Annotated in this window: 20 protein-coding genes; 9 read left to right on the top strand and 11 right to left on the bottom strand. The window is 44.0% G+C overall.

Annotated features, from left to right (window positions below):
• Nucleotides 1-40: 40 nt before the first annotated feature.
• From V7R35_RS06130 to folM, 5 genes are all read right to left on the bottom strand, one after another.
• Complete coding sequence (locus tag V7R35_RS06130) at nucleotides 41-934, bottom strand: carbon-nitrogen hydrolase (RefSeq protein WP_334013846.1); 894 nt, start codon at nucleotides 932-934, stop codon at nucleotides 41-43.
• Nucleotides 921-1,985: an agmatine deiminase family protein gene (locus V7R35_RS06125; protein WP_334013844.1), complete on the bottom strand. Its 1,065-nt coding sequence runs from the start codon at nucleotides 1,983-1,985 to the stop codon at nucleotides 921-923. The genes V7R35_RS06130 and V7R35_RS06125 overlap by 14 nt, the downstream gene beginning before the upstream one ends.
• A 160-nt stretch (nucleotides 1,986-2,145) precedes the next feature.
• Complete coding sequence (locus V7R35_RS06120; RefSeq protein WP_334013843.1) at nucleotides 2,146-4,164, bottom strand: alpha/beta hydrolase family protein; 2,019 nt, start codon at nucleotides 4,162-4,164, stop codon at nucleotides 2,146-2,148.
• Nucleotides 4,164-4,712: a hypothetical protein gene (locus tag V7R35_RS06115; protein ID WP_334013842.1), complete on the bottom strand. Its 549-nt coding sequence runs from the start codon at nucleotides 4,710-4,712 to the stop codon at nucleotides 4,164-4,166. Before V7R35_RS06115 ends, V7R35_RS06120 begins: the two co-directional genes overlap by 1 nt.
• A 101-nt stretch (nucleotides 4,713-4,813) precedes the next feature.
• Nucleotides 4,814-5,521 (bottom strand): dihydromonapterin reductase, encoded by a 708-nt coding sequence (gene folM / locus V7R35_RS06110; RefSeq protein WP_334013841.1) that lies wholly within the window; start codon nucleotides 5,519-5,521, stop codon nucleotides 4,814-4,816.
• A 157-nt stretch (nucleotides 5,522-5,678) separates the two neighbouring features.
• Between folM and folE the strand changes: the two genes are divergently transcribed.
• Nucleotides 5,679-6,365 (top strand): GTP cyclohydrolase I FolE, encoded by a 687-nt coding sequence (gene folE, locus V7R35_RS06105; protein ID WP_334013840.1) that lies wholly within the window; start codon nucleotides 5,679-5,681, stop codon nucleotides 6,363-6,365.
• A 121-nt stretch (nucleotides 6,366-6,486) separates the two neighbouring features.
• On the opposite strand, the gene V7R35_RS06100 is transcribed toward folE, so the two are convergent.
• Together V7R35_RS06100 and V7R35_RS06095 are read right to left on the bottom strand one after the other, a co-directional pair.
• Nucleotides 6,487-6,687 (bottom strand): hypothetical protein, encoded by a 201-nt coding sequence (locus V7R35_RS06100; protein WP_334013839.1) that lies wholly within the window; start codon nucleotides 6,685-6,687, stop codon nucleotides 6,487-6,489.
• A 338-nt stretch (nucleotides 6,688-7,025) separates the two neighbouring features.
• The gene (locus V7R35_RS06095; protein WP_334013838.1) at nucleotides 7,026-8,975 is read right to left on the bottom strand and encodes an amylosucrase; all 1,950 of its coding nucleotides are present in this window, start codon (nucleotides 8,973-8,975) and stop codon (nucleotides 7,026-7,028) included.
• 340 nt (nucleotides 8,976-9,315) lie between these two features.
• On the opposite strand from V7R35_RS06095, the gene V7R35_RS06090 reads away from it, so the two are divergent.
• Nucleotides 9,316-10,137, top strand: a complete 822-nt coding sequence (locus tag V7R35_RS06090) for a mechanosensitive ion channel family protein (RefSeq protein ID WP_334013837.1) — start codon at nucleotides 9,316-9,318, stop codon at nucleotides 10,135-10,137.
• On the opposite strand, the gene gloA2 is transcribed toward V7R35_RS06090, so the two are convergent.
• The gene (gene gloA2 / locus V7R35_RS06085) at nucleotides 10,125-10,508 is read right to left on the bottom strand and encodes an SMU1112c/YaeR family gloxylase I-like metalloprotein (RefSeq protein WP_334013836.1); all 384 of its coding nucleotides are present in this window, start codon (nucleotides 10,506-10,508) and stop codon (nucleotides 10,125-10,127) included. The genes V7R35_RS06090 and gloA2 overlap by 13 nt on opposite strands.
• A 146-nt stretch (nucleotides 10,509-10,654) precedes the next feature.
• Between gloA2 and V7R35_RS06080 the strand changes: the two genes are divergently transcribed.
• The 5 genes from V7R35_RS06080 to V7R35_RS06060 all read left to right on the top strand — a co-directional run bounded on the left by V7R35_RS06080 (nucleotide 10,655) and on the right by V7R35_RS06060 (nucleotide 15,485).
• Entirely contained in the window at nucleotides 10,655-11,203 is a 549-nt protein-coding gene (locus V7R35_RS06080) for a lipocalin family protein (protein WP_334013835.1), read from the top strand.
• 111 nt (nucleotides 11,204-11,314) lie between these two features.
• Complete coding sequence (pyrC, locus tag V7R35_RS06075) at nucleotides 11,315-12,361, top strand: dihydroorotase (protein WP_334013834.1); 1,047 nt, start codon at nucleotides 11,315-11,317, stop codon at nucleotides 12,359-12,361.
• Nucleotides 12,331-13,656, top strand: coding sequence for a substrate-binding periplasmic protein (locus V7R35_RS06070; RefSeq protein ID WP_334013833.1), 1,326 nt, complete (start codon nucleotides 12,331-12,333; stop codon nucleotides 13,654-13,656). The genes pyrC and V7R35_RS06070 overlap by 31 nt, the downstream gene beginning before the upstream one ends.
• Nucleotides 13,656-15,035 carry an ATP-dependent RNA helicase DbpA gene (dbpA, locus tag V7R35_RS06065; RefSeq protein WP_334013832.1) on the top strand — a complete coding sequence of 460 codons (1,380 nt, stop codon included), beginning with the start codon at nucleotides 13,656-13,658 and terminating at the stop codon, nucleotides 15,033-15,035. Before V7R35_RS06070 ends, dbpA begins: the two co-directional genes overlap by 1 nt.
• 51 nt (nucleotides 15,036-15,086) lie before the next feature.
• Nucleotides 15,087-15,485 carry an ACT domain-containing protein gene (locus tag V7R35_RS06060; protein ID WP_334013831.1) on the top strand — a complete coding sequence of 133 codons (399 nt, stop codon included), beginning with the start codon at nucleotides 15,087-15,089 and terminating at the stop codon, nucleotides 15,483-15,485.
• On the opposite strand, the gene V7R35_RS06055 is transcribed toward V7R35_RS06060, so the two are convergent.
• Together V7R35_RS06055 and V7R35_RS06050 are read right to left on the bottom strand one after the other, a co-directional pair.
• Entirely contained in the window at nucleotides 15,474-16,154 is a 681-nt protein-coding gene (locus V7R35_RS06055) for a lysoplasmalogenase (protein WP_334013830.1), read from the bottom strand. The genes V7R35_RS06060 and V7R35_RS06055 overlap by 12 nt on opposite strands.
• Nucleotides 16,155-16,254: 100 nt before the next feature.
• The gene (locus V7R35_RS06050; RefSeq protein WP_334013829.1) at nucleotides 16,255-18,321 is read right to left on the bottom strand and encodes a M13 family metallopeptidase; all 2,067 of its coding nucleotides are present in this window, start codon (nucleotides 18,319-18,321) and stop codon (nucleotides 16,255-16,257) included.
• Nucleotides 18,322-18,653: 332 nt separating this feature from the next.
• On the opposite strand from V7R35_RS06050, the gene V7R35_RS06045 reads away from it, so the two are divergent.
• A complete protein-coding gene (locus tag V7R35_RS06045) occupies nucleotides 18,654-19,280 on the top strand; it encodes an RraA family protein (protein WP_334013828.1) in 627 nt (208 codons plus the stop codon).
• Between the two features lie 27 nt (nucleotides 19,281-19,307).
• On the opposite strand, the gene V7R35_RS06040 is transcribed toward V7R35_RS06045, so the two are convergent.
• Complete coding sequence (locus V7R35_RS06040) at nucleotides 19,308-21,788, bottom strand: carbohydrate binding family 9 domain-containing protein (RefSeq protein ID WP_334013827.1); 2,481 nt, start codon at nucleotides 21,786-21,788, stop codon at nucleotides 19,308-19,310.
• Between the two features lie 278 nt (nucleotides 21,789-22,066).
• On the opposite strand from V7R35_RS06040, the gene V7R35_RS06035 reads away from it, so the two are divergent.
• Nucleotides 22,067-23,908: an ABC transporter ATP-binding protein gene (locus V7R35_RS06035; protein ID WP_334013826.1), complete on the top strand. Its 1,842-nt coding sequence runs from the start codon at nucleotides 22,067-22,069 to the stop codon at nucleotides 23,906-23,908.
• Nucleotides 23,909-24,003 lie beyond the last annotated feature (95 nt).

Genomic DNA, 24,003 nt, shown 5'->3' with positions numbered 1-24,003 from the left:
CAAACAAAAAAATGGGACCGCTTTGGTCCCATTTTTGTTTTTAGTCGCGCCAGCGTTTAGTAAGGTCGTCGTACGCGTCGATGCGGCGATCACGGAAGTAGGGCCAGATGCGTTTTACTTTTTCTGTCCGTTCCATATCAAGTTCTACCGATAGCGTTGTTTCGCCATCTGCCTCGGCTTTTGCCAATATTTCACCCTGAGGGCCTGCAATAAAGCTTTGTCCCCAGAATTGAATACCTGGGTCGCCGTCAACAGGTGATGCTTCAAAACCTGTGCGGTTAGCTACAATTACCGGCACCGAGTTTGCCACCGCATGCGCGCGCTGAATGGTCTCCCAAGCGCCGTGCTGACGCGCGCGTTCGTCATCAGTGTCGGTTAAATCCCATCCAATTGCCGTTGGGTAAAACAATAAGTCGGCGCCTGCCATCGCCATAAGACGTGCAGCTTCTGGATACCATTGGTCCCAGCATACCAATACACCTAATTTGCCCACGCTAGTTTCAATTGGCGTAAAGCCCATATCGCCCGGCGTAAAATAGAACTTCTCGTAAAAGCCCGGGTCGTCTGGAATATGCATTTTGCGATATTTGCCCGCAATTTCTTTGCTTCTATCGAATACAACAGCGGTGTTGTGATAAAGGCCAGAGCCACGTTTTTCAAAAAGTGACGTCACTAATACAATGTTATGCTTTTCTGCAAGCTCACCAAAAAAATCAGTGGCAGGGCCCGGTATAGGCTCTGCTAAATCAAAGGCGTCGGTATCTTCTTGCTGGCAAAAATAAAGCGTACTGTGCAATTCTTGTAGCAATATACACTCGCAGCCCTCAGCCGCTAACTTCGCAATTTGTTCGGCACTTTTGTTCCAGTTCGTTGCTTTATCATTGTCGGCAACGGCCTGCTGAACCAGACCAACTTTCAGCTTAGTTGGGCGCATGTAGTGTCACTCCTTTATTTAAGGTGGCAATAATCGAATCTTTCAGCGTATTTGTGGGTACTTGCATAGAAATACAATGCAAACTGCCATACTGTTTTACCAACACGCTGCAATCAATGGGCTCAACAGTATGGTTTGGATGCGCTTTTTGCACAATGTCGATAGCTTCGGCATCTTCGTGTTCACCATACACAGGCAATAAAATAGCGTTATTGCATATCAAATAATTCGCATAAGATGCAGGCAGCCTATCACCCTCTTCATTTTCAATATGGGGCAAAGGCAAATGAAATTGTGCGTGTTCGGGTAATTCAAGCGCACATTCATCGCATAGCGCCTTAAGCCCTTCATAATGACTATCATGTGGGCGGTTGTTACACGCTTGAATAACTAAGCCTTTATCCGGCGTAAAGCGCACTAGCGTGTCGATATGACCATCAGTGTCATCACCCTCTAAGTGCCCATGCTGCAATACCGTCACTTTTCTGCAGCCAAGCATGTCTTTGAAGGCGTCAGCGTAAGCGCTTAACGACATATCATCATTGCGCTCAGGATTAAGCAAACACTGGGCAGTGCTTAACAAGTGACCTTCTTCGTCAATTTCAAGTGCGCCACCTTCTGCAACCACAGGACTGCTGCGTAGTACAGCCTTACAAAGTGCAGCAAGGTAACGTTGGTTGGCTAAGTTATCTTCGCTAGCATCAAACTTGTTGCCCCAGCCATTAAAACGGAATTCTACAGGCGAGCCGTTGCCATCGGCGTCTTTGCACGTAATAAAGCCATAGTCACGCATCCACGTGTCGTTATACGACGCAGGAATAATAAGAACCTTAGCGTTTTCAGGAAGCAGCGCTTTTAAGCTTTCTATGTCTTCGGGTGCGCACAGCATAATAACGCCTGCGTTATTGCGATTAACCGCCGAGACTACGTTTATATATGTAGCTCTTGCTTCGTCTAGCCAAGGAGCCCAATCTGTTTTTGCATGTGGCCACGCCAACATCACTGCGTCGATATCGTGCCACTCAGGCGCCATTGTGCGGTTGCCTAGCATAGTAATATTCCAACAAGCTTAAAGAAGTAATAAAGCGTAGATTATAACGAGGGCATTGCACGCAACCAAGAAAAGTCGTGATGAAATTAAATGGCGGTGACGATTACCGCTAGTGCTTAACCGTGGGTTGTTTAAGCACTAGCGATTATCAAAGAGGCTTTTAGTTTGTGTTTGCTACAACGGCAGACTGTTTTAGGTGCTTATCGAGAAACTTGATAAGCGCATGATAATACACCGCTGCATTCGCAGTATAATGGAAGCCATGCCCAACATCGTCTAATACCATCCACTCGTGCTCGATACCGCTGTCTTTCATGGCAAAGTGCAATCGATATGCGTGTTCTATATCAACAACAGTATCGTCGGTGCCATGCGCAATAAATACAGGCTTAGTGATCTTTTTGTACTGATATAGTGGCGAATAGCTAAAGAGCTGCTCTTGCTGCGTTGTAGGATCGCCCATAATATCGGTAAGCGCACGAACGGTGTCGTCATCTTGTAAGTCGCTGCGTTGGAAGCGAAGCGCAAGGTCGGTAACGCCTGCAAATGATGCTGCACACTCATACAACTCAGGCGAGCGAATTACGCTATAAAGCGCAGAATAACCACCGTAGCTGCCACCAATAATACATACTTTTTCTTTATTTATCGGATAACTATCTTTGGTATGCTGCAGTGCAAGCTCAATGTCATCTTCAATGAGTCTTCCCCACTGCTGCATGCCTTGCTTAAGAAAAGCCTTACCGTAACCGTATGAGCCGCGATAGTTTACCTGTAACGTGGCATAACCTGCATCTACCAATACCTGAATGTTACCTGAGTAGTGTCGCGAGTCGCTTATCCCAATGGGTCCACCGTGAGGGATAACAACTAATGGTGGGTTTTCTACATCAGGTATGGTCAAGAACGCCTCTAATGTTACGCCGTCTTCAGTTTCTAGCTGCAATAACTTGGTTTTGGCTAGATTCTTTTCGTTAAGCCAAGGGTACAACTCAACAAGCGGCACAAACGCATCTTTTTGTCGGTTGTAATAAAACGTTTTGCCGGGGTTAGCACTGTCGTCGGCAACAAAAATCATATTATCGCCACTTGCATCCATACCTATGGCGTATACGCCGTCAATATTGTTTGCGCTTTTCAGGCGTGAGGCAAGTTTGCTGTAGTCATCTGAAAAGTAAACTTGTTTAGTCATACCTTTTTCAAGGAATGAAACACCAATAACATCTTTTGTTTCAGGGTGCGTAATTGCGCCGGTTAAATCATAGGCATCATGCTCAAAAACCGTATCAGTAAAGCTCATTTGCTCTATGTTAAAGCGCTTTAGCTTTATTTTGTCGCTATTGTGATTGGTAAGCACAAGTAGCTCTGTGCCTTCTTGATTGCCACCTACCACACTAAGGTGATCGTTGGCGTTGGTTGTGAACACTTTTTTATACCGATACTTGCGAGGCTTAGAACCTGTGCGGGCAAACAGTTCTGTGACTTGCCCAACTTCACGTGTTCCAGCTAAGCGCCAGCCTTTGGCATCAAAAATCCATTCATGTAATTTCGGACCGCTTTTGTTCAGTCTTAGTTTTTTTCTGAAATCACTTCTTGTAATTTTTTGGCTCATGTCGAGCTTAAACAAGTCTACGTGGTAATCGTACTCTTCATTGGGTTCATAACTAGCGTAAATTGCTTTAGTTGGCTGGTTTGGCAGTGTATCTACCCAATAACCATTTTGTTTTATAAATGATAGTCTAAATGGAGGATTTCCTTTCGGTGTTCGGTCTGCAAACTCTACCAAGACATAACGATGGAAACGATCGTTGGAGTGCTGTCGTAGTGAAAGAAAGTTATCAGATAGCCACTTCATTTCGTAAATCTTATTAAAGTGATTTTGCCAAGACTTTATGCCGTTACGGTGGGTTACCTGCTGTTGAGCGCGTTGAAAAGTAATAGGCTCATCGGCTTTCATGTTAACTAAATCGTAAACAATTAAGTCATAAGTGCGAAGCTTTGGCTCTATAAAAGCAACGGCCGTGCCTGATGGATTTACCGTGAAAAGCTTGTATTTGGCACCTTTGAAAAAGTCTTGAAGCTGTGCTTGCTCTTCAGTCAGTGATGCTGCGTGTGTTATTGAAGTAACGCTTGAAAGTGTAAGGATAAAAGCGAGCGTCAACGATATAAAAAGCTTCATTATTCGGCTCCTTCTTTCTTAGCATGCGATTGGTAAAAGCCAATGTAATGATCATTCGGATAGATGCCGTTGGCCAATGGATATTGCTCTAGATACGGCGAGTGGTCTTGTTCAAGTATCTTCAGAATAATGGAGGTTCTATTGAGCAACCGTGTACGCATGGTCATACCCATTTTATCAATCATTAACAGGCCTACGTAATTTAGCTTGCCTGCTTGAACCGTAAATGAAAGATCTTGATCAGTAATGTCGTAATATATTTTTAGAATATTGCCTTGAGCAACAGAGCCAGTGCGCTCATATATTTCACTCCACGTGTAGGTACCCGCAGGGAGCTTCATTACTTCAATATGTTGTTCATAGTTTAGTGGCCCAAATTTGTGGCTGTTCATCAAGCCACTGCCTTCAAGCACTATATTTTCAGAATAACCTTTTGAGTAAATAGCAATGACGGCATAGCCTTCGTCGCCTTCAAGAGGAGGTATGTCGCTATCTGCGAAGGATGGGGCAGATAAAAAGAGGAGCAAATAAGCGATAACAGCTTTCACGTACTTCATTCCTTTGATAATTATTTTTGTAAGCGCGCTAAGGTACTTGCTGTTGATGAATTATTCAACTCCGCTTCGTTATTTTAATGTTTGGGGAAACACTATTTCAAATGGCGCCCGCCGTTTAAATGCAACGTTTGACCTGTTATGTAGTCGCTGTCAAATAGATAATGCATGGCCTTTACCGCTTCTTGTGCGCCAGGAACTGTTTGCAATAGCGACTTCTTTATTGCCTTTTGTTTGTATTCCTCAGAGTCGTGCTCGTTAAACATAAGTAATGCAGGTGCAATACTGTTTACCTTTACCTTCGGGGCTAATTTCTTAGCAAAAGACAGCGTTAGGTTGTGCAAAGCTGCTTTGCTTGCTGCATAGGCAGTATGTTTTTCACTTCCTGTGTCTTGTACGTAGTCTGTCATGTGAATAATATCTGCGCCTTCAGGGCAACGAAGCAGCGCATCTTCTAAAGCGAGATTTATTCTATAAGGCGCAATGGCATGTATGGTCATCATGCGTGTCATAAGCCCATGTTTATCGTTACTGTCTTTTTCTTGCGCCCAATCAGAAGCATTGTGAATAATGGCGCGATAGGTATTACTGATTGCCTTAATCTCATCAATTGCTCGATCAATAGCCGCCTCAGTGCTAAAATCCGCGCATATAACCGTTGCGCCTTTTTCTTTAAGTTTCGCAACTGAAGGTTTGTTGGTTCGGTAAGTAACAACCACATTTTGATGATTGTCGAGCAAGCTTTCTGCCATGGCTAAACCTAATCGTTGGCTTGCGCCTGTAATTAGTATAGGTGCGCTCAAGATGATTTCCTTCATTAAATTAACGGTTTATGTGATTTTGTGCCAAGTGCACGATTGGTAGCAACGACGTTAAATAAAAGTTTTGTTGCCGTGTAATGGATCTGTAACGACTTGGCAATCGTAGAAGATCAAAAAAGAAGTAACAACGGAAAAACACATGTTAGCAAAAGAAGCGGTAATTGTGCGTGATGCACTAGACCCCTCTATTTCAGAGTCTGCACAACGCGTACGTGATGCCTTAGAAGCTAAAGGTCTTGAAACGCCTATGGTGGAAAATGGCTTGTCAGACGAGCAGAAGCGCAAGCGCATTGAAAGTGCCATGCGTGATGTTATGGAAACGCTTGGCTTAGACCTAGCGGATGATAGTTTGTGCGATACGCCAAATCGAATTGCCAAGATGTATGTGAATGAGGTCTTTAGCGGCCTTGATTATCTGAAATTTCCGAAAATAACAGCCATTGAAAACAAGATGCAAATCGACCAGCCCGTGCAGGTAAGCGATATTAGCCTTACAAGCACATGCGAGCATCATTTTGTGACTATTGATGGCGTTGCAACTGTGTCTTATATTCCAAAAGATACGGTTATTGGTTTATCTAAAATAAACCGCCTTGTAGGTTTTTTTGCGCAGCGTCCACAGGTACAAGAGCGTCTAACGCAACAGGTGTTGGTAGCGCTTCAAACATTGACTAATACAGAAGATGTTGCCGTAAGCATTAACGCAACGCACTACTGTGTGAAAGCGCGTGGTATTCGCGATACGAATTCGTATACTAAAACATCTGCACTTGGCGGCCGATTCCTTACAGACGCAGATCTCAAACGAGAGTTCTTCGCAAAATAGTTTTTTACTAAGTAGCAATAGCGTTCGACAATATCTGATTGCAAAAAAGCCGCTCACAGAGCGGCTTTTTTATTCCTGTAGAGTCGTTTTTTAAACGCGACCCTTTGCGAACGGCGGCGTTTCATTTTTCCGCTTCTAAAGATTCGATAATTAAGTTTATTCTTCCGCCAATACCGTTTGCAGGCGTTAAGCCCAGCACTTTTTTGCAGCAGTCGCACGACGTTTCCTGCTCATGATACATATCTCGTATTGCCGTGCGTTCAAAATTATTTATTGCCCCGCAGTAGGGGCACATATACTCCAAAGCATCACTACTTTGCATAGTCTTATCCATTGCTTGTTTACATTTCCGTATGACTCAGCATTTTAGCCGTATCGATTTTGTCAGGAGCGCAAGGTCGAACGTAATGAAACGTGTTGCGCGCTAGCTAAATACAAAACACCAAAGCAATTCTATTTGCTTACTTTAAGTATAGTGGGTATTTACATTACTGCTGATAAATACAGTAAAAATTTGATAAGTAATTGGAAGACTTAGAATTTAACTGTTTGTTTGTTTGTTTTTTAAACTGTAAAGATGTGCCAAATTCGGCGGTGAAAAACAGAGAATAAGTGCTGTTTATGCAGACTAAACACAACGTAAACAGCACCACAAAAGCATTATTTTACATGAAGCCACATTTGCTGATAGGGCGCTAAACTGATGGATGCACTCTTACCATTAACCTGTGAACTGGTTAAAAGGTCATCACAATCCTGATGATGAACTGCATTTAAAATTGCGCCGTTTACCTGCTGTTGGTGCTCACTAAAATTGCACAAAACCAATAATTTTTCGCCCTGTTGCCCTTCACGAAGAAATGCAAAGCAATGCTGATTTCCCGATTCGAGAATGTGTGTTTTGGCGTGCCCAAAAATCGAATTCGACTTTCTTATATTCAGCATGTGCTGAAGACCTTGAAACACATCAATGCTGGCTTTTTCTTGAAGGGTTTTTGCGCGTTCTGGTGCAAGTGCCAACGCGGTATCGCTTTGCGTAACGGCGATGCGATTCACCCAACGATCGTCGTGTTTTTTAGCATCGTCATTGCGGTAGCTGTAGTCATTCAGTTTGGCAATCTCGTCACTAGAATAGAGCAGCGGAATGCCACCAACGCTAAACGTTATACCGTAAAGCAACAACATGCGTTTAACCGCTTCATCAATTGACGCTTTATTGTTATTTTTCAGCGCATCCTCAAGACCGCATAAAGATGCAAGCGAGCCACATACTCGACAATCACCGTTTGAAGGATTCTCGGCAAAAGGCACACCGTTGGCAAAACTTCCGCTAAATCGACCCGTGTAAAACTGATTTAAGAAATAACGATGATCAAATGAATTGATGCCAAGTTCTTGCGCCACCGCATCATCGAAAGTCCAGCCAATGTCATCGTGACAGCGAACATAGTTAACCCATGTGCATTCATCAGAAATTGGAAAACTTTTCTTCATTGAACGCGTTAATAGGCGAGTTTTACGCGTTGCCAAAGAATTCCATAACAACGCCATCAATAACGGGTTATAAGATAACTGACACTCGTCTTTATCGATGTACTTTACCACTTCGTCAGGGTGAACAATGGCTTCTGACTTAAACACCACTGCAGGAGCAGCTATTTGAAGACAGCTGTTAAAGGCTTGTATTAGCACATGTGCTTTGTCTTGGTTTTCGCAATTAGTGCCAAGTTCTTTCCATATAAAAGCAAGTGCATCTAAGCGTAGTGCTGCACAACCGATATTAGCGAGAAACAGCATTTCTGCCGTAATGGCGTTGAACACCTCTGGATTGCTGTAATTCAAATCCCACTGAAAACTGTTAAATGTGGTCCATACCCATTTCTCCATGGTTTCGTTGTAGGTGAAGCTTCCTCGACGAACCTGCGGAAATATCTCTCTTAACGTTTGCTCATATTGATCGGGTAAGGTCCTGTCATCAAACAGGTAGTAATAATTTTGGTATTGTTCATCACCTGCGAGGGCAGCTTTAGCCCATAGGTGCTCATCTGAAGTGTGATTGAACACAAAATCGAGTACCAAATTAATCCCTTCTTTCTGCAGGGCAGTCGCGAGCTTCTCAAGCTCTTTGATAGTACCAAGCGCTGGATTAACTTTGCGATAATCACTTACTGCGTAACCGCCATCACTGTCGCCTTTTGGTGCATCATATAACGGCATTAAATGCAGATAAGTTATGCCCAGAGCTTTGTAATAGGGAATACGGTCGTGAAGGTCTTTAAGCGTTGGACCCATTAAATCCACATAGGCGGCCATACCCACTTGGCTTTCATCGCGATACCACAACGGGTTTTCGAGTCGGCTAACATCTAGCGCTTTTAGCGCTGGCTTACGGTTTTTTATGCCATCTTTAAGAATGCCGACAAGCTGCTGTAGGTGGAAATAGCAATCGTATTGATGACCATACACGTGTGTGTACTTTTGAAACAACGTGGGAAAATGCGCTTTTAATCGGCGCTTAAATAACGCTGCATCTTTCTTTGAAAGATCAGATAAATCCGTAGAAGCCAATATACGGTTTAAACAAACGTTACTGTCGGCAGCATAATTCATAAGTTACTCCCAATCGCTTGACCACCAAGCGGTTATGGCTTTTAAAAGACACAAGCAATTTTTGTTGGTCTTAGGCATATGTTAACAACTATTAACAATTATCTTAAACGATTAAGTTTGTGGTGCAAATATTTTCCTTCATAAATTTTAAAAAACAGGTCTACATGCGCGAAGTAGTATCTAAACAGCACAGTGTAAATGCTTGTCATGTTTCAAAGGCTGTTTTTGAAAAAGGCCGTGTGGCTAAAAAAAGCATGTGGTTGAAAGAAGCAGTGTTGTTTAGAAAGACACAGTTGTTTATGCTCGACATTAGTCTCAACTGCATTATTTGTGTATCTGAATGGAACAATTAGAACAAGCCCAAGTACTTTATGACACCCTCATCGAATTTGCTGTGACGTACAGCTTCCAAATTGTTGGGGCGTTATTTATTTTTCTTATCGGCTGGTGGCTATCAACTAAAATAGGCACTGCAGTTGAAAATCTTATGATAAATCGAGATATCGATATAACGCTTAGCCGATTCACTGGCGGTGCTGTAAAAATCGTTATTCTTGCGGTCGTGACAATCATTGCTTTAGGTAACGTAGGAATTAGCGTCACGCCTCTTATTGCGGCGGTTGGTGCCATTGGCTTAGGTGCTGGCTTGGCAATTCAAGGTATGCTGGCAAATTATGCTGCCGGGTTTACCATCATCATCACTCGCCCGTTTGTCTTAGGCGACACCATTCGTGTGCAGGGCGTCTCTGGCGTGGTTGATAAGGTAATGTTGCCGTACACCATATTGATTGATGAAGACAATGTTCACATTCAAATACCTAATAAACTTATTGTGGGGGAGATCCTTCAAAATTCAGCCGAGAAAATGCTTATAGAGCTTGAGATAGGTGTAGCTTATTCAAGTGACGTTGATAATGTTGCAAGTATCATCACGCAAGCGGTGCAGAGTGTTGAAGGCATTTCTGACGAGAAAGCGCCCGCTATAGGTATTGATAACTTCGGCGACAGCAGCATTAATTTTGGTGTACGCGTATGGGCGCCAACCACAAAGCATTTTGAAACTCGCTATGCGCTGAATCAGGCAATATTTAACGCGTTACAGAGAGAAAACGTAGAAATTCCGTTTCCTCAACGTGAAGTGCGTATGCTTCAAGACTCGTAAAGCTCAAGCGGTAATCCGTCTGGGTCCTGAAAGAAGGTAAATTGCTTGCCCGTATATTCATCTACGCGTACGGGTTCGCAGGCCACCCCTTTTTGTTCTAGCGAATCAATAACACTCATTATGTCTGTTACTTGAAAGGCAAGGTGTCTAAGCCCTTGAGCCTCTGGTCGTGAAGGGCGACTAGGCGCATCAGGGAAAGAAAAAAGCTCTATTTGACTGCCATCAGGTAGCGCTAGGTCGCATTTGTAAGACTTTCTTGCTTCACGATAATTCTCATCAATTACAGTAAACCCCAGTACGTCGGTGTAAAACGCCTTTGAGCGTAGGTAATCGCTGCAGATAATGGCTACGTGATGAAAGCCGTTTAGCATAGTGTTGTCCTTGTTGAATTAATGAAAGCGGTGATTTTGTGTAGGCTTTGCCATTTATTTTTAACGTTAAATAAAGCCGGATATCGCCTAGCATCGTACAGTAGTTGGTAATTTACAAAAAGCACTAGAAGATAAAGGTTGAAGAAATGCTTAGAAAATTCAGGTCGGTGGTTAGGTCAGTCGTAAGTGCAGTTCTGGTGAGTTTCTTTTTGTTTGGTTGCACGGGCGTGCCAACGAATGTGAGCCCGGTACAAGACTTTGAACTTCCTCGCTACTTGGGGAAGTGGTATGAAATAGCGCGTTTCGATCATAGCTTTGAACAGGGGCTTTCTAATGTTACGGCAACCTACACCATGCGTGACGACGGCGGTGTAAGCGTTATTAACAGAGGTTACTCAGCAGAAGAGGGGAGCTGGGATGAAGCACAAGGTAAAGCCTACTTTGTTGGCAACAGCAGCACTGGCCATTTAAAAGTATCCTTCTTTGGGCCGTTCTACGCCAGCTACGTGATAATGCAGTTAGATAAACAGGACTATCAGTACGCTCTTATCACTGGACCAGACAAAGACTTTCTATGGATTTTGGCGCGCTCGCCAAACATCAGCAAGGCAACAGTAGAGGCGCTTGTACAAACTGCCCAAAACGCAGGGTATGACACAAATAAACTCATTTGGGTTGAACACGATAAAGCGTAACTTTTTAATTCAAAAAGTACTTTTGTTTTGGGGATAACTGCGCCATACGGCACCATTGTGCTATTATTGCGCGCATCTTCGTTGTTTACACAGTACTAAGAGAGTTAAGGCATGCAAACGCTTACTATTACTACCCCCGATGATTGGCACCTCCATTTTCGCGACAATGAAATGTTAGCCGAAACTGTTCCAGCAACAGCGCGCTGTTTCCAACGTGCCATCGTTATGCCTAACTTAGTACCGCCCGTGGTTAATGCAGAAATGGCCATGGCTTATAAAACACGAATTGAAGCAGCAAGACCACAAGGCAGCAACTTCGAGCCTTTAATGACGCTGTTTTTAACCAATCAAACAACGCCACAAGATATTGTTGAAGCAAAAAAAGCAGGGGTTACCGCATGTAAGCTTTATCCTGCAGGGGCCACCACGAACTCAGATGCCGCAGTGAAAGGAATTCAAGCGCTTTACCCTGTGTTTCAGGCTATGCAAGAGCAAGGGTTATTATTGCTTATTCACGGTGAGGTTACTGAACACCACATCGATATTTTCGACCGTGAAAAAGCGTTTATTGACCTTCACCTTGGCCCAATTGTTGACGCGTTCCCCAAGTTAAAAGTGGTTTTTGAACACATTACTACCTCTGATGCAGCCAGTTTCGTTGCTCAGGCGAGCGACTTTGTTGGCGCAACAATAACTCCTCAGCATTTGCTACTTAACAGAAACGACCTGCTAGTAGGTGGAGTACGCCCTCACAATTATTGTTTACCTGTACTAAAGCGTAATACCCATCAACAAGCACTTCGTGAGATGGTAGCAAGCGGTAACAAAAAATTCTTTTTAGGTACCGACTCTGCGCCGCATGCCAAACATAAAAAAGAGAACGCGTGTGGGTGTGCAGGATGTTACAGCGCGTGGTCGGCTATTGAGCTATATGCAGAAGTATTCGAGCAATTAGGTGTGCTTGATAAGCTAGAAGGCTTCGCAAGCCATTATGGTGCTGATTTTTATGGTTTACCTAGAAATACGACTACAATGACATTAGTCAAAGAATCGTGGACGGTACCAGAGCAAGTGACCTTAGCTGATGGTACCGACATGGTTCCATTTTTTGCGGGGCAAACATTACAATGGAAACTGCGCGACGCGTTTCAAAGTTAGTTCTAGTCTTTTTCCTCTTCACTAGCAGCCTGTGGAGCCATACTCTGCAGGCGAAAAGTATATCTTTTGCCTATACATTTTCTGACGACCTACAGGCAATAGTGTCTGCAGAGCAATTTAACTCAATTAACGCGTTTGCTTTAAGCTTACTTCAGTCTGCTGCCCCAACCGCTTCTTTTGAAAACAAAAGCGCTACTCAAAAACAAAAGGGGCAAGCGTATGTGCCTCATATTTTATTTAATCTTGTAAGAACAAAAGAAAACGAACTTGACTATAATTGGATTTCGCCAATTTTAGCTTACGAATGTAGCGAGTTATTTGCATGCACCCCCAATGCGGGTAGCCAAGAAATAGACGTTGGTGTGGCTTATATTGCCTTAGCTAAAACAGACAATAGTGAACATGATGCTGAGTGGCTTAGCGAGAAAGTCAGCGAATATAAAACGTCTTCTGAATTTAATGCGCAGGTATTGCCGTTAGTTACGCAAGTATCGAAAGACTTTCCCAATAGCGTGGAAGAATACGGGTTAGTTAGTTTGGTAGGTAAGTTACATGCAAATACGTCAAACTTGTGGGTGATAGCCGATTTAGTGCCACTTTTTTCCGATTTAAGTGAGCGTGGTGAGTTAGAAGGCATTGCAGCAGACTTTGTTCGAGAAATACTGCACGAAATGGGCATGCCTGATGCCATTTTATCTGCGCCATGGAAACGAATAGCAAAAGAAGCAACTACCAAGTCGAATGTGCTGGTTTTTTCCGTTATTCGAACCGATGAACGAGATGATGTATTTCATTGGGTGACACCAGTCTCAAAGAACTTGCATGGCTTATTTGGTATCGACAAGCCACGCTTTGCTACCATTCAAGATGTACCCAAAACGTATCGGGTAGGCACGCTAGCGCAAGATTACCGTTATGACATTGCTCTCGATTTGGGTTTTCAGGTGAAAGCCTATGAGTCGTGGCAAGCACTAGTGGATGGGCTTTTTAGAAATGACATAGATGTTCTGTTTGGTTCTCAGGGAGCTGTTGATATTGGTTGTAACCCTGATGGACTTAAATGTGAGACAATAAAGCTAACCAGTGAATACGATATTTCTACAGCTTACTTGGCACTGTCTAAAACCGACACGTGTGTGTTAGTGCTTGAGAAGCTGAAACTTGCCTCAGCCAAGGCAAGAAAAAGTAAAAAATATAATGAGCAGCTTTCTGCGTGGAGTGAAATGGTCTCGCAGGACTTTGGCATTGCTCATCATACCGAAAACGGTGTAGTACACCTGTGGAACCCAAATTAATGACAGTTGAAACAATCAAGCATCTCAATATACAACCCACCATTGTTAAAGCACTAGACGCCCAAGGCATTTACCAGCTATCTCCCATTCAAGCACAGTCACTTCCCGACGCACTGCAAGGTAAAGATGTAATAGGGCAAGCACAAACGGGCAGTGGTAAAACACTTTGCTTTGTTATTCCTGCTTTAGAGATGATAGAAGTAAGTGACTTTTCTACGCAGGTATTAATGCTTTGTCCAACGCGCGAACTCGCTGACCAAGTGGCCGAGCAATGCAGATTGGCTGCTAAAGAAATAGGCAATGTTAAGGTAACCACATTGTGTGGTGGACAACCCATGGGCCCTCAAATCCAGTCGCTTAAGCATAGTCCACATATTATTGTGGGGACGCCAGGCCGCGTAATGGATCATGTTGAAAAGCGTCGTATCGATTTAAGTAATATAAAACTGCGCGTGTTAGATGAAGCTGACAGAATGTTAGATATGGGCTTTGAGGATGACTTGCGCGTTATTTTTGGGCAAATGCCTAGTCGCGTTCAAACCTTATTGTTTTCTGCCACATTTACCGAGCAAATTGAACGCGTAGCAAATCAGTACCTGTCAAACCCTGTTACATGCAAAGTAGAAGCGCAAGATAGTAAGCCAGCGATAACGCAGCTAGGTTACAGTGTTTTAGCGCACACACGCACGCAGGCGCTCAAAGCAGTACTTACTCATTATCAGCCTAAAAACGCGATTGTTTTTTGTAACCGAAAAGTACAAGTAACCGAAGTGGTTGAAGCACTTCAAGAAGACGGCTTCAGTGCTGCCGGGTTGCAAGGTGATATGGAACAAATTGCGAGAACCGCGGTATTAATGCAATTTGCAAGCGATGCGCTTCAAGTATTGGTAGCTACTGACGTGGCGGCGCGCGGCTTAGATATTGACGATGTGGCATGCGTTATAAACTACACGGTAAGTGAAGAGCCCGAAACGCATATTCATCGAATTGGAAGAACCGCTCGCGCTGGAGCTAAGGGAATGGCCGTCACCTTGGTAAGTGACGAGGAAGAGCACTTCTTGCGAAAAATTGAAGTGCTTCAAGAAAGCGATATTCCACTTAAAGGTGCGCAAAGCCTACGTTTCCATAAAAATAAAATAACACAGCCAGAGTTCACTTGTATTTCATTAAGTGCGGGTAAGAAGCAAAAGCTTCGTCCCGGCGATTTAGTAGGGGCATTAACCAAAGATGCCGAAATACCGGGTGATGACGTGGGTAAAATTGCCGTTCAAAATAGTATGAGCTTTGTGGCTGTGAAAGCGCGTAGTGTGAAAAAAGCCATGACGCAGTTCAGAGAAGGCAAGATTAAGGGTAAGCGAATTAGAGCAAGAAAGCTGTAATTTGCACTGCTTATTGTAATACGCAAAATAAAACGCAAAAGGACATAAAGCGTGGTCGCTGAAACCGATTTAAAAGCGCTACTAAAAAACCTAACACCAGTAGCCAGTGCGGAAGATTACGTTTTTACAACGCTTCCTAAAGCCAACGTGAGTAGCGAGCTTATCGCTGTTGCCAAGGGTGTGTTTCAAGAGAGTGAAGGCACTACGCTTATTATATCTGCCACAGAGGCGCAGCGCTCTGCGCTGCCTTTCGAAGGGCGCTTTCGCTGTATAACCTGTGAAGTACACTCTAGCTTAGATGCTGTGGGTATGACCGCAGCTATGTCTCGCGCGCTGGGTGACGCAGGTATAAGTGCGAACGTTGTAGCTGCTTTTTACCATGATCATATATTCGTGCCTGCTGATAAGGTTGACCTTGCGGTACAGGTATTACAAAAGCTAGGCCTTTAGTTTTCCGCTGTTAGGGTTAAACGCCACTATTAAGCCAACAGCAAGACAGTACTGTGCAGCGTAATAAGTGAGCATGACTAAAAACGGCGAGAATGGTAAAGGCGTACGAAATACAGACTGCGCTAGTACCGCATCTGAGATAATAAATAGTAGCGCTCCACCAACAATTAAGCGCGTATTACCAAGCCATATTGCACTTAAACCCATGGTTAAAATAACACTGACGTAAGCAAGTACCGGAACGAAAAGGGTATTAGCTTCAGGAAGAATATGCATCGCTATAAGGAGTGCAAATATCAACACACACAGGCTAATGAGCCCTTTAGCTAATAGTGAAAATGCGTTTGTGTGCTGTAAATGTTCTGCTCGTCTTGTAAGGCAATAAAATGACAAAACGTAGGTGACATGTGCCAAGAAAAAGCATGCTAAACCAGCTAGAAAGCTGTGCTCAATAGGAAGCGCTAACACCACATCTCCAGCCAAGCTAAAAATTAATGCAAAAGCTAACACCACACGCGCCATACCCGCTGTGCTTTTTACAACTGCTAAACTAAGTAATGCTACGGGAAGTGCTTTGAGAACGAATTGATAAGCATAGGGGCTAAAAAGCAAAGAGGCTAAGTAAATACTAGACAGTACTGCATATACCGCGGCTAATCTTTTTTTCATTATGTGCCTTTTAATAAAAAGCCCCACATCTGAACCGCAGACGAGGGGCTAATTTTATGCGCTTATGTTTGTAAGCGCACACTATTTCACGTTGGTAGTGTTACCAAATTTTCACACGCTCTTCAGGTGCAAGATATAGTGCATCTTCTTCAGTTACGTTAAACGCTTCGTAAAACTCTGGTACGTTACGTACTGCACCATTTGTACGGAACTTAGTTGGTGAGTGTGTATCAGTCTGCACTTGGCTACGTAACGCTTCTTCACGATACTTGCTTGCCCATACTTGACCGTAACCAATGAATACACGCTGGTCGCCGGTGAAGCCGTCAAGCACTGGAGCTTCTTCACCCTCTAACGACAAATGATATGCTTTAAGCGCAATACTGATGCCACCTAAGTCACCAATGTTTTCACCCAAGGTATATTCGCCATTTACGTAAAGGTCAGGCAGTACCTCAAATTCGTTGTACTGCTGAATAAGGTTAGCAGTGCGCGCCTCGAACTCGCCGCGATCGGCATCTGTCCACCAGTTGCGCAGTACGCCATCACCGTCAAACGTAGAGCCTGAGTCATCGAAACCATGACCAATTTCGTGACCAATCACCGCGCCTATGCCACCGTAGTTAACTGCATCTTCAGCATTCATGTCGAAAAATGGCGGCTGTAAAATAGCAGCTGGGAATACAATCTCGTTGAGCGGTGGGTTGTAATAGGCGTTCACTGTTTGTGGTGTCATCCCCCATTCGTGTGTCCATACCGGGCCACCTTGCTTTTTAAGCATTTCTTCGTAATTGACATCGCTTGAACGCTTGAGGTTTCCGAATAAATCAGACGCATTTACTGTAAGTGCAGTGTAGTCTTTCCACTCGTCTGGGTAGCCAATTTTTACGGTGAACTTAGACAGCTTATCAAGTGCTTGTGCACGTGTTTCGTCTGTCATCCAATCAAGATTTTCAATACTTTCTTTGTAAGCAAGAAGCAGGTTATTCACCATTTCCATCATGCGCTCTTTCGCTTCAGGTGGGAAATGCTGTTTAACGTAAACCTTACCAATAAGCTCGCCCACGTGAGCATTCGACAAGTTTACTGCTCTACGCCACTGTGGCTGCTGCTCTTCAACGCCGCGAAGTACCTTACTGTAGAAGTTAAAGTTTGCTTCATCCAACTCGGCATTAAGGCGTGTTGCCGAAGCATTTAACAGACCCCATTTAAGGAAGGTTTTCCAGTCTTCCAATGCGGTTTCTTGAATTAAACCGTCTATGTTCTGCATGTAGTCTTTTTGCAAAATACCTAACGCAGGAATATCCGCTACTTCCGCTTGTGCTAAATAGGCATCCCACGCGAAATTCGGCATAAGCGCTTTAAGCTCGTCGATGGTTAACTTGTTATAGTTAGCGGCAAAATTACGTGCTTGCTCTTTTTTCATATGAAGCTGAGCAATTTGTGTTTCTAAATCGAAAAGCATTTTTGCGCTGGCTTCTGGTGCATCAAAACCAGCAATCTCAAACATGGTTTGAATGTGTTTTACGTATGCATCGCGTATTGTTTGAGAAGCTTCGTCATCTTTGAAATAGTACTCACGTTCAGGAAGACCTAACCCTGATTGCCATGTGTACATCAAATACTCTTTTGGTGACTTTAAGTCTGGGTATTGTGTAAGGCTAAATGGCGTGCCGTAACCATAGCGCGCGGCATAAGCAAAGTATTCGGCAAGGTCGGTGTAGTCTTCTATGGCTTCAATTTTTGCAAGTTCTGGCTTAAGCGGTGTTGTGCCAAGCGCATTACGGTTTTCCATGTCCATGTAAGCACGATAAAAATCGCCTACTTTCTGCTCGTCACTGCCCGCTTTGAAATCGCCTTCTGCTGAAGACTTAATGATATCCATCACGTGGTCTTGTGCTTCATCGCGAAGAATAACAAACGAGCCATAGCTCGACTTATCAGCCGGAATTTCGAAATTATCAAACCACTTTCCATTTACGTAACGGAAAAAGTCATCACCTGGGTCGACAGACAAGTCCATGTTTTCTTTCATGATTCCCGAAGACAAAGTTTGCTGCTGAACTGTTTCTTTAGCCGTTTCAGTTTGCTGCTCTGGGGTGGTGGATTGGGGGCTACACGCGGTCAATGCGAGTGCCACGCTTAAGCTTAAAACGCTTCGTAACATGGTGTGAGGTTCCTTTTTTAAATCTTATCTGTCTAGAATTAATAGGCGTATTACCCATTCTCTGACTTATTGTTTTGTTGCTCGAGCCTAGTAAGCCAGTGTGTTCTTTATTGTTCATAAAGCTGCTACACATTATTGCGGCATATCGTTGCTGCTGCACATCTATAATACTTGCCTACTTACGGCATTTGGCTGGCTTAATTTGTAGCATGTAAGGGGTAATAGAAAAAGTGTTTATGGTGAAAATACACAGCTTGTAACAACTTGTAATGCGTAATTCGCTATAGTGGTTTTAACCTTATTTAAGCATGCATGAATACAAGGAAAACCTTATGTCTGAGCAGAAGCTTCCGTTTGATACCATTTCGCCCTGCGAATATGCTGATGCCTTGCCACGAGAGCAGTTTATGGACTACGTTATCAAACCGCTATGGCAAGGTATGCCTCGTATTTCAGGTCCTGCTTTTACTGTAAAGTGCGAGCCAGGCGACCATCTAATGCTGCATGCTGCCATTTATCGAGCAAGCCCCGGAGATATTATTGTGGTGCAAGCTGATGATAAATTTGCAGTCGCTGGTGGAAACGTGTGTGCCATTGCGCAATCAAGAGGCATTAAAGGGTTTGTTATTGACGGTGTTATTCGCGACTTGGCCGAAACGCGTGAAAACAAGTTTCCTGTGTTTGCCCGTGGCGTAGTACCAAAGCCCGGCGCTAAAAAATGTGTCTCGCCGCTCAATCAGCCTATTCAGTGTGGCGGCGTAACGGTAAACGCTGGAGATATCATTGTTGCAGATGAGGAGGGTATTGCCGTTATTCCACAAGCCCAAGTGGTATCTGCGTTCGAAATTGCGAAAGCGCGCGCTGACAAAGACGAAGCTATGTCACTCTCGCAGTGGCAAGCGCAGCACTCAGAAAAAGTAGAATCTACGCTTGCTTCACTAGGGTTTGACGATAGCTAGCTGGCTTAGGGCGAGTTTACGCGTGTGCTAATACAGCCACGCGTAGCTAAATTTCATAAATACCGCTTGTTCGGTGCGCATTAAGCCTGGGTTCTCATCATCAGCAAAGGCAGAGTCACCGTAGCCAATAAAAAGGCGTGACAACGGGTTTATCATGTATGAGTAAATAAGTTGTGTGCCTAGGCTTCGGTCACGAGCATCTACCTGCACTAAATAGTTATCGGTATTGCGTTTAACGTCGGCGTACACAAGTGCCAAACGAACAAACTGTTTGGCACTAAATTGGTAGCTCAACCGCAAATCGGTCAAGTTAGCGGTAAACAGCATGTCGTTATTTACATCTATTCTATTGTATTCATGCGAGACAGAGGCTTCTAAATGGTCACCCAAATTCAACGTGATAGATGGCTCAAGTAGAATTTGATCTCCCAAACGGTTGTTACGCAAATCAATGCGGTCGCCAATTCGTGCGAAGTTTTCGAAATAAATTGTGCGGTTAGGCTGCGCTTCGAAATAAAACGAAAACTGCTCTTCGGTAAAGCGTGTGGTGTTACCGTCTATGACTAAGCTTGCGCCATTTTGTCTTAATCCTACAGTGTCTCGTTTAACCCACTGGAAGTTAAAATAACTCTGATAAGCAGCATTTAGCTCTACTTGAGCCTGTACTTCACGCTCTATTAACTCGCCGTTATCGTTATGCGTAATGTCCCAGTCGCCGCCAAACTCAAAGCGGTTCCACCACGCGTTATCTTTCCACCACACTAAACCGCCGCCTAACACGCTTTTGTGTCTATCTACTGTGCTTTCAAAACCTAAATCAGCACGAAAATCGGCTTGTGTGCTTGTTCTGTTGGCATACATGTACCACTCGCGTTCTTCGTGGCGGTAGTCAATTTTGTATGTGCTGCCTGCAAAATTGTCGTCATGCAGGGCACGCAGTGTAATTTCACTTTTGTCGGTGTCTTCACTGCAGTCGTTGCGGCAAAAATCCTGAAACAACTGATTTGGATATTGCGTATCTGAACGAAGTACCTGCATGCGAAGCGTGTCGCTAGGTGTAATTTGATATCGCGTATCAAGGCCAGTCACTATATTGTGGTAATCGTCGGCATGACGACCTGTAATAATGGCGCCAATCGATAAATCGTCAGATATGTCGTAGCGATAGCGTGCCGCAATGTTAGTGCTTTCTTGATCGAGTCTTGCCACGCTTGAACCTAAGTTCCCTGGTACTAGAAACGTAGTACTTTCATCATTTGCGGCCAAAATACCAAAGGTGTGATCATTTACTCGGCCCGTTAATTTAGTACCTAAATCGGGTGCTCCAATGTTTCGTGTGTAAACCAAATCGTATTGCGTGCTAAAGAAGTCTGCGTTCTCTAAAAAGAAAGGGCGTTGCTCAGGGAAAAAGAGTGCGAAAGGGTTGTTAATGCCTAGCTGTCCTGCGTCGGCTTCTACTTGAGAAAAGTCAGGGTTAACCGTTGCCTGAAGCAGCATATCTGATGAAATACCCCAGTTAATGTCTACACCCACTTCCTGATTGTTCTGATATTGCCAGTCGTTCGAGGTAGCCGTGCTTGCTGCACGATTTCGAGCATAACCTGCCACAGCATAGGGCGTAATAGACAAATTCTTGCCTTGCTTGGCAGAGGCAAAGCCTTCCATTTTGCCCATCTGACATAGGTTGCAAGAATTGTTGCGGTCTACTGGTCTATTAGAGATACGCAAATTATTATCGCGTGGATAAAAACGCACGAATTCAACGCGCCACTGCTTTGGGCCATCGCTGTTGATAAAATTCATTATGCGAAAGGGGAGAGCAATCTCTACCGTATAGCCTTCGTCGGTAAGCTGTGTTTCGGCATCCCAAATGGCATTCCAGCTATCGCTTTCACTGCGGGTCATTTGATTTTCAATAGCGTCAGACTGAATGCCGTGTGGGTTAACAAAGAATTGATACGACAATCGACTGTCGCCAAATGTGTCTATTTTTACGCCCACAAGGTCGTTGTCCCACACGCTGTCTCTGTCTCTAAACAATGCGCGTATTTGAGAGGCATCGTTATCCTGAGCCGTAAACGCAATATAAATGTTTTCGCCGTTTTCAAAAATGCGCGCAGTGGTTTGAACTGGCGGCGTTGTATTTTCAAAGGGGCGTGTTACGTAATTTAACGGTATCTTCGCCGCGTCATTCCACGCATCTTCATCGATAATGCCATCCAGTTCTATTTTTTGTGCCAGAAAAGGCACTACTAGACTGTCGGTACGTTCGCTGCCGTTGTCCTTGTCATCATCAAGGCGTTCGGTCACTACTGTTGGAGGTGCCGAGGAGCTCTGTTGAGAAGATAGCTGAGAGGATTGCTGCGACGCTTGTTGCGAAGATTGAAGTTGAACGTCTAAGGCCCCACTAACTTGCGTTGATACAAGCAGGGCGCAAAAAGCAACACATAAAGCGGTTGAGCGAATTTTGTTTTGCCAACGCGTTGGCGGAAAAAGCGTGGTGTCCATGAAAAATGATGTCACTTGTTTTTTTAGTTTTAATTTTTGTGCGCGCAAAGTATGGACAAAACTCTGCGTTTGCTAAAGCAGGTTAATCGCAAATATATGAAACCTTAGCGTGTTTATCATTGCGCTTTGTTTATAAAAATAAATATCCCTGAGTAGTAATTCGTAGATTGTAAGTTGGCGTCATCACATTCAATGAACATATCGTGTAGAATTACGTACTGATTCTGATATACGAAACGCACTTACGCGTTTGCCACCAAATAACAGACGAGTTCTACATGTTTTCATTTTTTGAAAGGCTTACTCAGCCCTTTCCCGATGCACCACCTACTCAGCCACCTACGGGTATAATTGCGTTTTGTAAATACTACACCCAAGGCATGTGGGGCGTTATTTTAACGGTATCCGTGTTAAGTGCTATCGTTGCTATGTTGGAAGTAGCCCTGTTTGGTTTTCTTGGACAACTTGTCGATTGGTTCTCACAGCAGAACCGCGAGACTTTCCTAGCCGATCAAAAGTTCACGCTTATAGGCATGGGGCTCACCGTTTTGGTGTTCATACCCCTATTTATTCTGCTTCGTTCGCTGTTTTCGCGTCAGTCGTTAATGGGCAATTACCCCATGCGAATTCGCTGGCAGGCTCATCGTTACTTGCTTGGACAAAGCCTCACTTTTTTCCACGATGAATTTGCTGGGCGCGTTGCTACTAAAGTTATGCAAACCGCGTTATCTGTCCGTGAAACAGTTACAAAAGTACTCGACTTGTTGGTCTACATCAGTGTGTATTTTATCTCCATGGTTGTGCTTATTTTTAGTACAGACTGGCGATTGGCCATGCCATTAATTGTATGGTTCTTTGTTTATATCGGCATTTTGCGTGTATTAGTTCCCAAGCTTAAAGATGTGTCTCAACGTCAGGCTGACGCCCGATCACTCATGACTGGCCGCATCGTAGACAGTTATACAAATATAACCACGGTGAAGCTTTTCTCGCACAGTAGGCGCGAAGCTGATTATGCCAAAGAGAGTATGGACGGGTTCCTAAAAACGGTTTACCCACAAATGCGCTTGGTAACTGTTTTAGAATTCTGTGTAGAAATGGCCAATGCCATTTTGATTTTTGCCGTGGGCGCACTATCTGTGTACTTGTGGATGGAAAGCATCGCAAGCCCTGGTGATATCGCTATTGCTATAAGCTTATGTTTGCGTTTAAACGGCATGTCGCATTGGGTAATGTGGGAAGTTTCTGGTTTGTTCGAGAACTTGGGTACGGTGCAAGATGGTATGAATACATTAGCGCAGCCAATCAGTGTTAAAGATAAACCTAAAGCTAATGCGCTTGAGGTAAGTGGCGGCGGTATTAGCTTTGAGAAAGTCGATTTTTCTTACTCTGGCGCTGATGATAAACCTATCGATGTTTTCAAAAAGCTCGATTTGGCTATAAAGCCGGGTGAAAAAGTGGGATTAGTGGGTCGCTCAGGTGCGGGTAAATCTACACTTGTGAATTTACTTATGCGTTTTTACGACACACAAAGCGGTAAAATTGTTATTGATGGTCAAAACATTACCGACGTTGGTCAAGAGACGTTACGTGCAAAAATAAGCATGGTGACGCAAGACACTTCACTGATGCACCGTTCGGTAAGAGACAACATTTTATATGGTCGTACCGATGCCACTGAAGACGATATGATCCGCGCCGCTAAGCAGGCTGAGGCACATGACTTTATACTTACCCTTACCGATAGTCATGGCCGCACTGGCTATGATGCACATGTTGGTGAACGAGGCGTGAAGCTTTCTGGCGGTCAGCGTCAGCGTATTGCCATAGCGCGCGTGCTATTAAAAGATGCGCCAGTGTTGGTGTTAGATGAAGCTACTTCAGCCCTTGATTCAGAAGTAGAAGCAGCCATTCAAGCCTGTTTAGATAAGGTTATGGAAGGTAAAACAGTAATGGCTATTGCTCATCGTCTTTCAACCATAGCGCAAATGGACAGGTTGCTTGTTTTAGACAAAGGGAAAATAGTAGAGCAGGGCACCCATGCAGAGCTTATTGCGCACAATGGCATATACGCCAAACTATGGGCGCATCAAACGGGTGGCTTTTTAGGTATTGAATAAGTAGACGGGGCGCATTATATCCATTTTAAACCTACGTGATTACTTGATAGGTGAAGAGATAAACCGCTTGTATCTTGAAAGTGGTTAAGTATAAT

The sequence above is a fragment of the Alteromonas sp. S167 genome (genome assembly GCF_036864375.1).
In the GTDB taxonomy this organism is placed as follows: Bacteria; Pseudomonadota; Gammaproteobacteria; order Enterobacterales; family Alteromonadaceae; genus Alteromonas.
This window is presented reverse-complemented; position numbering and strand designations above follow the sequence as displayed.